Raw genomic sequence first — 11785 nt, forward strand, 5'->3', positions numbered from 1 at the left:
ACCCTCACCACCCATCACGAAGATCAGGACAGCGCGATGAAACGCAGACCTCTCCGGACGGCGGCGATGGCAACGACCGCCTGTGGCACGCTCGTTGTCTCGGCGGCCTGTGGCAGCGGCTTCGACGACAACGCCGGCCAGAGCACCACCACGCAGAGCAGCGGACCGGCCTCCATCCAGATCCTCATCGGCTCCTCGGGCGACGCCGAGACCGCCGCCGTCAAGAAGGCGGCCGCGGCGTGGGCCAAGGCCGGCGGGAACACCGCGACCGTGACCCCCGCCCAGGACCTCACGCAGCAGCTGGGCCAGGCCTTCGCCGGGGACAGCCCGCCGGACGTCTTCTACGTCGACGCCGCCCGCTTCGCCGACTACCAGAGCGTCGGCGCGCTGGAGCCGTACGGGGACAAGATCTCCGACTCCGGCGACTTCTACGAGGGTCTGCGCACCACGTTCACCCGTGACGGCAGGTTCTACTGCGTGCCCAAGGACTTCTCGACGCTCGCGCTGATCGTCAACGATGACCTGTGGAAGAAGGCCGGGCTCGGCGAGTCGGACGTCCCTGCCACCTGGGAGCAGCTCACCTCGGTCGCCCAGAAGATCAAGACGAAGGGCGTCGTCCCGCTGGCGCTGGGCGACACGCGCGACCGCATCGGCGCCTTCATGGTGCAGGCGGGCGGCTGGCTCACCAGCCCTGACGCCAAGCGGGCCACCGCGGACAGCCCCGAGAACCTCCAGGCGCTGGAGTACGTCCGGACGCTGCTCAGGGGCGGCCTGGCCAAGTATCCGAAGCAGCTCGACTCCGGTTGGGGCGGCGAGGCGTTCGGCAAGGCCAAGGCCGCGATGACCATCGAGGGCAACTGGATCAAGGGCGCCATGAAGGCGGACTACCCCGACGTGAAGTACACCGCCTACGAGCTGCCCGCCGGCCCGAAGGGCAAGGGCACCCTCTCCTTCACCAACTGCTGGGGCATCGCGGCCAAGAGCCGCCACAAGGAACAGGCGATCAGCTTCGTCGAGGCGATGACGAAGGTGGACCAGCAGATGGCGTTCGCCCGAGCGTTCGGCGTGATGCCCTCCCGCCAGTCGGCCAAGGACCGGTTCGCCAAGGAGTTCCCGGGCGACGCCGCGTTCGTGAACAGCGCCGGCTACGCGCAGGGCCCGGTCAACGCCCCCAAGATGGACAGTGTGCTCGCGGACTTCGACGCGGGACTCCAGCAGCTCGGCACCACCTCACCGAAGACCATCCTGGCGCGCATGCAGAAGAACACCGAAGGCGCTCTCACCGACTGAGTCACTCCGCCACGGGCACGGCGCGGCTTCGCGTCCCGCCTCCGCTCCACTCCATGCGGGCGCGGCGGCGGAACCCGGGCCGCCCGTACGCCCTAACGCCCGTCCACCGCGGGCACGCCCTACCGGAAAGGAGGGAGAGAAGGTGGACAGCACATCGGCAGGCGCCCGTCGCCGGATCGGCCGTAGGTCCGCCACCAGGGAGAACCTGGCGGGCTGGCTGTTCCTGGCGCCCGTCGTGGCCATCCTCGGCCTGTTCATGCTGCTGCCGATCCTGATGGCGCTGTGGGTGAGCCTGACCTCCTGGAACGGGCAGGGCAGCCCCTTCACCGGCAACGCGCCGTTCGTGGGGCTCGACAACTACACCCGGCTGTTCACCCATGACGACCTGTCCCGCCAGGACTTCATGACGAGCATCCGCAACAACGTGTACTACGTGCTGGTCGTCGTGCCGGTGCAGACCGTGCTGGCGCTCGGCCTCGCGCTGGTGGTGAACAGCCGCATGCTCAAGGGCAAGACGTTCTTCCGCAGCGCGTTCTTCTTCCCCTCGGTCACCAGCTCGGTGGCCGTCAGCGTCGTGTTCCTGTTCATCTTCGCCAACTCCGGTGCGGTCAGCGGCCTGCTCGGCGTGTTCGGGATCAACAGCCCGGAATGGTTCTCCGACTCGAGAGGGCTGCTGCACCTGCTGCTCAGCGGCGTCGGGCTCGCCGACATCGACGCTCCCCCGGCCGCGCTGACCGGCGGCGGGCCGTTCGGGCTGTCGTGGTGGGACTGGATCTCCGGGCCGAGCGTCGCCATGTGCACGATCATGATCCTCGTCATCTGGACGACCTCCGGCACGTTCATGCTGATCTTCCTGGCCGCTCTCCAGGACATCCCGGTCACGCTGGAGGAGGCGAGCCTGCTCGACGGGGCCAACCGCCGGCAGCGCCTGCGGTACGTGACGCTGCCGATGCTCAAGCCCAGCGTCTTCCTGGTGCTGACGCTCGGGCTGATCAGCACCTGGCAGGTCTTCGACCAGGTGTACGTCATGAGCCAGGGCAATCCGGCCAAGACCACCCTGACGCCCGCCTACCTTTCGTACCGGACCGCCTTCCGCGACTTCGACTACGGGTCGGGAACGGCGATCTCGTTCATCCTCTTCCTCATCATCGTGGTGCTGGCGTTGATCCAGCGAGCGGTGATGCGCGACCGTGTCGCGGACGCGGGAGCGGGCGCTCGCACGCGAAGGAGCTCGTGACATGCCGGTGATCCCTGACCGCGCCGCGCCGCCGAGGTCCGCCCGCCGGCCGGGGGACGGCAGGAGCCTGGTCTCCTCGTTCGTCGGCTACGCGGTCCTGGTCTTCTTCGCCCTGGTCTTCCTGTACCCGTTCGTCATCCAGGTCTCGAACTCCCTCAAGACCGCGCCCGACGCGGCCGCGCACCCGCTGTCACCGATACCCGGACCGCTGACGCTCGCGAGCTACGAACGGGTCTTCTCCGGCACGGACCTGCCGCTCTGGCTGGGCAACTCGATCCTCGTCACGGTGATCGTCACCGTCGGGCGGGTCTTCCTCGACTCGCTCGCGGGGTACGCGCTGGCCCGGCTCCGCTTCCGGGGGCGAAGGGCGATGTTCGCCACCATCGTCGCGATCATCGCCGTGCCCGGGGTCGTGCTGTTCATCCCGAAGTTCCTGGTCCTCAACCAGCTCGGCATGTACGACAGCTACTCGGCGCTGATCCTGCCGGTGATCGCGGACGCGACCGGGGTCTTCATCATGAAGCAGTTCTTCGACTCGATCCCGGTGAGCGTCGAGGAGGCCGCGCGCATCGACGGGGCCGGGGTGTTCCGTACCTTCTGGTCGGTCGTGCTGCCCATGGGACGCCCCGCGCTGATCACCTTGACGATCCTCTCGTTCCAGGGCACCTGGAACGAGTTCCCGCACAGCCTGGTGGCGGTGCAGAGCCCTGCCCTGTTCACGCTGCCACGCGGGCTGGCCGACCTGGTCAGCGGTTCCCTCGGCGTCGGCACGCAGTATCCGCTCAAGCTCGGCGCCGCGGTGCTCGCCACCATCCCCGTCGCGGTCATCTTCGTGGTCTTCCAGCGGTACTTCATCCGCGGCGCCAACGAGACCGGCGACAAGGGATGAGCACACCCCGGCGTGCCGATCAGTCGGGATGAATTACCACAAAAGCCGTCTTCACCAACAAACCCACGTTTACCTGCGCAAATGCGGGCAAAAGCCCTAAGAAGGGAACGCCGCCACCGGCATGGGAGGCAAGCATGGCGAACGTGTTCGAAGTACTGGAACGCGACCATGAAGAGGTCAAGGGACTGGTGACCGAGATGGAGGCAGGACCTCCCTTGACGGCCGCCAGCGAGCACGATCTGCTCCTGGCGCGCAAGCACCAGGTGGACCGGCTCATCACCGAGGAGTCCAAGCACGAGGCCGTCGAGGAGGAGTACTTCTGGCCGACGGTCCGCGAGCTGGTGCCCAACGGGAACGAGCTGGCGAACCATGCGGTCAAGCAGGAGCAGCAGGCCAAGTTCGTGCTGGACGACCTGATCGGCTACGAGCCGGGCGAGGCGCGGTACGAGGAGATGCTCACCGGGGCCATGACCATGCTGCGCGAGCACATCGCGTACGAGGAGGAGCAGGTCTGGCCGGAGCTCCGCCTGGTCATCAGCCCCGAACGCGCCATGGAGCTCGGTACGAAGATCGAGCGGGCCAAGAAGATGGCGCCGACCCGCCCGCATCCGCGTACGCCGCCGAACCCGGGACTGCTCAAGGCGACCAGCCCCTTCGTGGCCACCGCCGACCGGATCCGCGACCTGGTCACCGGCCGCGGCCGCCGCTGAGACCCCCTTCGACCGACGGAAGGACGGCAGTAGAAGCGGCGCCATGTCCAATACGGGTATGGGACTGCGGTTCATACGTATTCGCATATAGTCCCTGCCGATGGACCTGGTGCGACACCTGTACTACTTCACCGTGGTCGCCGAAGAACTGCACTTCGGCAACGCGGCCATCAGGCTCGGCATGGCCCAGCCGCCCCTCAGCCAGCGCATCAAGCGCCTGGAGGAAGAACTGGGCGTCCGCCTGTTCGACAGGTCGAGCCGCCAGGTCCGCCTGACCGAGCCGGGCAGGCTCCTGCTCGTGGAGGCCCGGGACATCGTCCACCGGGTCGACCGCATCCGCGATCTCATGGCACGTGCGGCCGGCGAGGGAACGGCGAGCCTGCGAATCGGCGTGCCACCCGACCTCGGCGGCGCGGCCATCGCCGCGCTGCTCGCCGGCTTTCGCGTCGCGCGTCCCGAGGTACGGCTGGCGCTCACAGAGATGTGCACGGCCGACCAGCTCAAGGCCCTGGCGGAGGACGGCCTGGACGGTGGCGTGCTCCGCCACCCGGTGGCCGCCTCCGGGCTGGGGTTCGGGCCCATGCTGGTCCAGCATCCGGGCGTGCTGCTGCCCGAGGGCGACCCGCTGGCCGCCTTCTCCTCGGTGCACCTCGCCGACCTGGCGGCGCGGCATCTGGTCCTGTTCCCCCGCGAGAGTGAGCCCGGCCTGTACGAGGAGACGCTGACCGAGTGCCGCCGCCACGGGTTCGTCCCCGGCGAGGTGCATCACGGGCAGCACCCGCAGTTCACGCTGGGGCTCGTCCTGTCGGGCACGGCCGTCGCCTTCGGGCCGCCGGCCGAGCAGCCGGGGGTCGCCTGGCGGCCGTTGCTCGGCGACCCGCTGGCCTGGCGGGTGTCGGTGGCGTGGCAGCGGCCGTCCGACGCGATGGCGGAGTTCTGCGCGGTGGCCGTGCGCGTGCTACGGGACAATGCCGGGATGGTCGACGACGGTGCGGCGCGGGCGCGCAGGATCAGCCCGCGCCCGGCTTCGGGGCTGCTCGCATGAGGGCTCCCGACCTGCAGGGCATCTTCCGCGCGGCGTCGGTCACCGGCGGCCTGCACGCCGTCGACCTCGACAGCGGAGCGGAGATCGGGATCGGCCCGGACGAGGCCGTCGTCCTGGCGTCGGTGTTCAAGCTGCCCCTGCTGGTCGAGTTCTACAGGCAGGCCGAGGCCGGGATCCTCGACCCCTCGCAGCCCTGCCGCGTCGGCACCGCCGAACGGACGGCCGGGGGCACGGGGCTGGCCGCCATGCTCGACGAGGCGACGCTCTCCCTGCGGGACCTGGCCTATCTCATGATCGCGGTGAGCGACAACGCCGCCGCGGACGTCGTGGCGCGGCACGTCGGGCTGGACTCGGTCAACGCCATGCTGTCGGCGTCCGGTCTGCCGAACACGTGGATCGAGCACGACTGCCGCGGGCTGTTCGCGGCGCTGGAGGCGGACGCCGGGGCCCTGACCGCGCCGCTCGATCCCCGCACGGTCGGCCGCCTGCGCGTGCTCGACCCGGCGCACACCAACCGGAGCACCCCCAGGGAGATGACCCGGCTGCTCGGCATGGTGTGGCGGGACGAGGCCGCCGGGCCCGAGGCGTGCGCCGCGGTCCGCCGCCTGCTCGGCCTGCAGGTGTGGCCCCATCGCCTGGCCTCGGGATTCCCCTACGACGACGTCGTCGTCAGCGGCAAGACGGGCTCACTGCCGACCCTCCGCAACGAGGTCGGCGTCGTGGAGTACCCCGACGGCGGGCGGTACGCCGTGGCGGTGTTCACCCGCTCGATCGGCACCGCGCAGAACCAGCCGAGGGCCGACGCCGCCATCGGCACCGTCGCCCGGGCGGCGGTGGACCACCTCCGCTCGCTCTGACGCCCTCTCTCCGCTCGGCGTCTCACCCTCTTCAAAGCACGGACGCCAGGTGCGCGCCACCTTCCCGATTTCCCCATCACCCGCGTGCCGTGCTGGACCGGTGACGCCACGTAGTGACATGACTCGAATAGGCAGTCATTTCGGGAGTCGCCGGTCCAGCACCGGCAACAGCCAGGAAGAGGTGTCATTATGTGCGTCCATACCACCAAGACCGCCTCACGACCTGAGGAGACGCCTGCCCGGCCGCGCGCCGGGCACCACGGAGCGTCCTCGGGACAGCGCCGCCGGCGGCTGGCGACGCTGGTCCTGCCGCTCGCCACGGCGTCCCTGGCGGGATCGGCGCTCACGACGGCGACCGCCGCCGCCCACGCGGCCGTGGCCGACTCGGTGCGGGCCGACCGGGTCGTCACCGTGAACACCGAGACCGGCGGGCACATCAACGTACGGGCCAAGGCCTCGATGGACAGCAGGGTGGTGGGCAAGCGGCGGGACGGCCAGCGGGTCGCCATCGTCTGCCACAAGGTGGGCGACCAGGTCTCGGGCACCTACGGGACCAGCAGGTTCTGGGACCTGCTCGCCTCAGGAGGGTACGTCTCGGACGCCTACCTGAGCACCGGGTCCAACGCGCCGGTGGTCCCGATGTGCGGCCGGGCGGCCAAGGAGCCACCGCACCGGGCGCTCGCCCCTCGCATCCACATCGGTTTCATCTCACACCGGTGAGGTGCCGGCGCGTGCACGCTCAACGTGACCGGAGATGACCACCTCCATGATGTCAAGCGGTGCATGCGATCCATGAGCGTAGTGCTGACGCCGTAGGCCCGTCCGGCGTACCGGACGGGCCTACTAAAGCAGGGCGACCGTGCAGGTCAGTCGACGTCCACCCAGTTCATCGTGCGCTCCACGGCCTTCTTCCAGCCCGTGTAGCCCCCGGCGCGCTGCTCGTCGCTCCAGGTCGGCAGCCAGCGCTTGTCCTCGTTCCAGTTCCGCTTGAGCTCCTCGGTGGAGCCCCAGAAGCCGAGGGCGAGGCCGGCGGCGTAGGCGGCGCCGAGCGCGGTGGTCTCGGCCACGACCGGCTTGGACACCGGCACGCCGAGGATGTCGGCCTGGATCTGCATGCACAGGTCGTTGGCGGTCACGCCGCCGTCGACGCGCAGCACGTCCAGGGGGACGCCCGAGTCGTTCTGCATGGCCTCGACGACGTCCCTGGTCTGGTAGCAGATCGCCTCCAGGGTGGCCCGCGCGATGTGCGCGTTGGTGTTGAACCGGGACAGCCCGACGATCGCGCCGCGCGCGTCGGACCGCCAGTACGGGGCGAACAGGCCGGAGAAGGCGGGCACGAAGTACACGCCCCCGTTGTCGTCGACCTGCCGCGCCAGGGACTCGCTCTGCGCCGCGCCGGAGATGATGCCGAGCTGGTCGCGCAGCCACTGCACCGCGGAGCCCGTCACGGCGATCGAGCCCTCCAGCGCGTACACCGGCTTCTCGCTGCCGAACTGGTAGCAGACGGTCGTGAGCAGGCCGTGCTCGGACCGGACCAGTTCGTTGCCGGTGTTGAGCAGCAGGAAGTTACCGGTGCCGTAGGTGTTCTTGGCCTCGCCGACGCCGAAGCACACCTGGCCCACGGTCGCCGCCTGCTGGTCGCCGAGGTCCCCGGAGAGCGGGACCTCGCCGTGCAGCGGTCCGTTGGCCCGCGTGACGCCGTACAGGTCGGGGTTGGAGGAGGGCCGGATCTGGGGCAGCATCTGGCGGGGGATGCCGAAGAACGACAGCAGCTCGTCGTCCCAGTCGAGCGTCTCCAGGTTCATGAGCATGGTGCGGCTGGCGTTGGTGGGGTCGGTGACGTGCACCCCGCCGTCGGTGCCGCCGGTGAGGTTCCACAGCAGCCAGGTGTCGGTGTTGCCGAAGACCGCCTCCCCCGCCTCGGCCGCCGCCCGGACGCCGTCGACGTTGTCGAGGATCCACTGGATCTTGCCGCCGGAGAAGTAGGTCGCCGGGGGAAGCCCGGCCTTGCGCCGGATGACGTCGCCCTTGCCCTCGCGCTCCAGCGCGCTGGCGATGCGGTCGGTCCGGGTGTCCTGCCAGACGATGGCGTTGTAGTACGGCCGTCCTGTCCTGCGGTTCCAGACCACGGCGGTCTCGCGCTGGTTGGTGATGCCGAGCGCGACCAGGTCGGCCGCGGACAGATTGGCCTTGCCGAGCGCGGTCTCGACGACCGCGCGGGTGCGCTCCCAGATCTCCACGGGGTTGTGCTCGACCCACCCGGCCTGCGGGAGGATCTGCTGGTGTTCGAGCTGGTGGCGGGCGATCTCGTTGCCACCGTGGTCGAAGATCATGAAGCGGGTGCTCGTCGTGCCCTGGTCGACTGCTCCAACGAAGTCAGCCATGAAATGTTGCCTCCTTTGTGACCCGCGGGTGCGGCCCCGCGAGCCGGCGTTCCCTTCGCGTCCGTGCCTGCCCGTGGCCGCTCGGCGCGCCGAGCGGCGGGCGTGCCGGCCGGCGCCTCAGACGGCTTCCCTCTCGGTCGGGACGGTACCTGGCTCGGGCTCCGCCAAGGTGGGCAGGAAGCGGCCGACCAGCACCTGGTAGAGGCCGGCTCCCAGCACGCCTCCGATGATCGGCGCCAGGATGGGCACCCAGAAGTAGAGGTTTCCGTACTGATCTCGCCAGGCCGTTTCGTATCCGGTCAGGAACGAGGCGAGGCGGGGGCCGAAGTCACGGGCGGGGTTGATGGCGTACCCGGCGTTGGTGCCCCAGGCCATGCCGATGGCCACGACGATGAGGCCGACGATGAACGGGGCGAGGTTGGCCGCCGGGGAGCTGTTGTTGAGGTCGGTGACCGCGAGGACGAGGAAGAGGAGGATCGCGGTGCCGATCACCTGGTCCCGGAAGGCGCCCCACTCGGTCACGGGCAGTGCCCCGTTGCCCGGCAGGGTGGAGAAGACGCCCTGGCTCTTGATCGTGAGTCCGGGGTCGAACTTGGAGAGCACCTCGGTGTAGTTCCACCTGACCAGGAGCGCCGCCACGAAGGCGCCCGCGGTCTGTGCGAGCGAGTAGGGGAGGACCTTGCGCCACTCGAAGCCCTTGAAGACGGCAAGGGCGATGGTGACGGCGGGATTGAGGTGCGCGCCGCTGATCCGGCCCGCGACGTAGATACCGAGCGTGACGCCGAGTCCCCATGCCCACGCGATGCTGTCGTGGTCGCCGATGCCGCCCGCGACCACCTGTGCCACGACCGCTGCACCGAAGAGGATGAGGATCAGCGTGCCCGCGAACTCCGCGGCAAGCTCACCGAGCAGACTGGGGGCTTCCCTCGGTTTGGCCATGTCTTTCTCCTTACTTGTTGCTGTACGACTCGCGTCCGTCCGTAGACCGCCGTGAGGCGAAGACCGGTCGCACCGCGGGTCACCCGACGAGGTCCTGACACCTCGCAGGTCTCGTGACCTGCAGCAACACTGCACCCCAACGCTGACAAGACACGTTAACGACGGGGTCAAGAATATTTTGCCGACATGCCCTGACACAGTCGGCATCGTCATGGACTGTTACGGTCTCCGCACTGATCAGGCTTCCCGATTATGAAGAACTGACGCGAAATTTCAACGGCAAGATTGTCGATCTTGCGGCAACCCCAGGAAACCGGCCCCTCGAATCGTCTCCGGACCGGGGGTGGCCGTCCGGCGCCGGCCCGCGTACCGCGATCGCGGTAGCGGTGTACGGTCCCCGAAGACGAGGAAACGTGGCCAGGTCAGCCCTAGTGTGAGGACGTGAGTCGTGTGATCCGGCTGCGAGACGCCATCCGCTCCCGCCCTTACCTCGTGGACACCGCCATTGCGGTGCTCACCTTCGCGGCGACGATGGCCGGCCGGCCCGGCGGCCATCCCGAACGTGCCGTGCCGCTGACCTCGGCCACCATCGCGCTCGGCGCGGTGATGTGCGCGGCCCTGGTGTTCCGGCGCGCGTGGCCGCGCACCGTCGCCGCCGTCGCCGTGGCCGGTCTCATCGTCAGCCTCGTCGCCGGAGGCCCGCGCACCCCCCTCGACCTCGCCACCGCCGTCGCGCTGGCCACCCTGGCGACCCACAACCCCCGCCGGGTCGCGTGGACGGCGGGAGCGATCTCGGCGATCCTCCTGGCCGGGACGCGCATCGCCGTCTCCGACGTGTCCTGGATGGGGCAGGAGGTGGCCGGGCAGATCGCGTGGATCGGCATGGCGATCGCGGCGGGAGACTCCCTGCGCAGCCGCCGCGCCTACATCTCCGCCGTGGAGGAACGCGCGCGCCGGGCCGAGCAGACCCGTGAGGAGGAGGCCGAGCGGCGGGTGATGGAGGAACGGCTGCGGATCGCCAGGGAACTGCACGACGTGCTCGCCCACCACATCGCGCTCATCAACGTCCAAGCGCAGGTCGCCTCGCACGTGATGGACGACGAGCCGCGCCAGGCCCGCGAGGCCCTCGGGCACATCCGCCAGGCCGGCCGGTCGGCGCTGGAGGAGTTGCGCACCACGGTCGGCCTGCTGCGCCGGCCCGGCACCGTCGAGGAACTGCCCACCGAGCCCGCGCCGGGTCTCGACCGCCTTCCCGAGCTGATCACGTCCTTCACCGCGGCGGGCCTCACGGTCGACTGCCGCCTCGAAGGCACGCCGCGGCCGCTGCCGTCCCCGGTGGAGCTGACGGCGTTCCGCGTCGTCCAGGAGGCGCTGACCAACGTCAGCAAGCACGCGGGCAAGGCGACGACGCAGGTGCGGATCACCTACGGGCGCCGCGACCTGACCGTCGACGTCACCGACGACGGCCGCGGCGGCGGGAACGCCACCTCGACCGGCCACGGCCTGGTGGGCATGCGCGAACGGGCCCTGTCGGTGGGCGGGACGTTCAGCGTCGGGCCGTTCACCGAACGCGGCTTCCGCGTCCACGCGGTGTTGCCCGCCCCCGAGACGAGCGCCATATGACCGTCCGCGTCCTGCTGGCCGACGATCAGGCGCTGGTACGGGCCGGTTTCCGGGTCCTGATCGACTCCGCGCCCGACCTCGAAGTGGTCGGTGAGGCCGACACGGGGCAGGACGCGGTACGGCTGGCGCGGGACACCCGGGCCGACGTGGTGCTGATGGACATCCGCATGCCGGGGATGGACGGTCTCGCCGCCACGCAGGCCATCACCTCCGACGAGGACCTCGCGGCGGTGCGTGTCCTGGTGCTGACGACCTTCGAGATCGACGAGTACCTCTTCGCCGCCCTTCGCGCCGGGGCCAGCGGGTTCCTGGGCAAGGGGGTCGAGGCGGGCGAGTTGCAGGAGGCCATCCGCGTGGTCGCGCGTGGCGACGCGCTGCTGTCCCCCAGCGCGGTCAAGGGCCTCATCGCCCGGTTCCTGTCGGCGCCCGGAGCGCGGGTCGACCATTCGGCGCAGAGCCTGTCCGCGCTCACCGACCGGGAGCGCGAGGTCATGACGCTGGTCGCATGCGGGCTGACCAACGACGAAATCGCCGACCGTCTCGGCATAAGCCGTATGACCGCCAAGACCCACGCCAACCGTGCCATGATCAAGCTGGGCGCGCACGACCGCGCCCAGCTCGTGGTGATCGCCTACGAGACCGGTCTGGTCCGCCCCCAGGCACACTGACCAGCTCGCCCTCGCCGGCCGGGACCCACCGCACGACGGCGTCATCCCATCCTCACCGGATCGGCGGGCGTGGTACTCCCCCGCGGGGCCTACGGCGATCGCCGTAGGCCAAGACCATCCCCGCGACGGACGTTCCCGCCTCC

General features: G+C 69.8%; 11 protein-coding genes. 9 read left to right on the forward strand and 2 right to left on the reverse strand.

What is annotated here, in order from left to right; genetic code table 11:
* Positions 1 to 36 precede the first annotated feature (36 nt).
* The 7 genes from ABD810_RS31720 to ABD810_RS31750 all read left to right on the forward strand — a co-directional run bounded on the left by ABD810_RS31720 (position 37) and on the right by ABD810_RS31750 (position 6748).
* Positions 37 to 1290, forward strand: a complete 1254-nt coding sequence (locus tag ABD810_RS31720; protein WP_344949128.1) for a sugar ABC transporter substrate-binding protein — start codon at positions 37 to 39, stop codon at positions 1288 to 1290.
* Between the two features lie 142 nt (positions 1291 to 1432).
* The gene (locus tag ABD810_RS31725; RefSeq protein ID WP_344949131.1) at positions 1433 to 2527 is read left to right on the forward strand and encodes a carbohydrate ABC transporter permease; all 1095 of its coding nucleotides are present in this window, start codon (positions 1433 to 1435) and stop codon (positions 2525 to 2527) included.
* A 1-nt stretch (position 2528) separates the two neighbouring features.
* Entirely contained in the window at positions 2529 to 3416 is an 888-nt protein-coding gene (locus tag ABD810_RS31730; RefSeq protein WP_344949134.1) for a carbohydrate ABC transporter permease, read from the forward strand.
* A 134-nt stretch (positions 3417 to 3550) separates the two neighbouring features.
* Positions 3551 to 4126, forward strand: coding sequence for a hemerythrin domain-containing protein (locus ABD810_RS31735; protein WP_344949139.1), 576 nt, complete (start codon positions 3551 to 3553; stop codon positions 4124 to 4126).
* Positions 4127 to 4226: 100 nt separating this feature from the next.
* Positions 4227 to 5171, forward strand: a complete 945-nt coding sequence (locus ABD810_RS31740; protein WP_344949143.1) for a LysR family transcriptional regulator — start codon at positions 4227 to 4229, stop codon at positions 5169 to 5171.
* Entirely contained in the window at positions 5168 to 6028 is an 861-nt protein-coding gene (locus tag ABD810_RS31745; RefSeq protein WP_344949147.1) for a serine hydrolase, read from the forward strand. Before ABD810_RS31740 ends, ABD810_RS31745 begins: the two co-directional genes overlap by 4 nt.
* Positions 6029 to 6217: 189 nt before the next feature.
* Positions 6218 to 6748: a hypothetical protein gene (locus ABD810_RS31750; RefSeq protein WP_344949150.1), complete on the forward strand. Its 531-nt coding sequence runs from the start codon at positions 6218 to 6220 to the stop codon at positions 6746 to 6748.
* Positions 6749 to 6894: 146 nt separating this feature from the next.
* On the opposite strand, the gene glpK is transcribed toward ABD810_RS31750, so the two are convergent.
* Together glpK and ABD810_RS31760 are read right to left on the reverse strand one after the other, a co-directional pair.
* Positions 6895 to 8412 (reverse strand): glycerol kinase GlpK, encoded by a 1518-nt coding sequence (glpK, locus tag ABD810_RS31755; RefSeq protein ID WP_344949153.1) that lies wholly within the window; start codon positions 8410 to 8412, stop codon positions 6895 to 6897.
* A gap of 117 nt (positions 8413 to 8529) precedes the next feature.
* Positions 8530 to 9351, reverse strand: a complete 822-nt coding sequence (locus ABD810_RS31760; RefSeq protein ID WP_344949155.1) for an MIP/aquaporin family protein — start codon at positions 9349 to 9351, stop codon at positions 8530 to 8532.
* Between the two features lie 441 nt (positions 9352 to 9792).
* Between ABD810_RS31760 and ABD810_RS31765 the strand changes: the two genes are divergently transcribed.
* Entirely contained in the window at positions 9793 to 10974 is a 1182-nt protein-coding gene (locus ABD810_RS31765; protein ID WP_344949157.1) for a sensor histidine kinase, read from the forward strand.
* Positions 10971 to 11642, forward strand: coding sequence for a response regulator transcription factor (locus tag ABD810_RS31770; RefSeq protein ID WP_344949159.1), 672 nt, complete (start codon positions 10971 to 10973; stop codon positions 11640 to 11642). Before ABD810_RS31765 ends, ABD810_RS31770 begins: the two co-directional genes overlap by 4 nt.
* The last annotated feature ends 143 nt before the right edge of the window (positions 11643 to 11785 follow it).

This window comes from Sphaerisporangium flaviroseum, from assembly GCF_039537005.1.
Lineage (GTDB): Bacteria > Actinomycetota > Actinomycetes > Streptosporangiales > Streptosporangiaceae > Sphaerisporangium > Sphaerisporangium flaviroseum.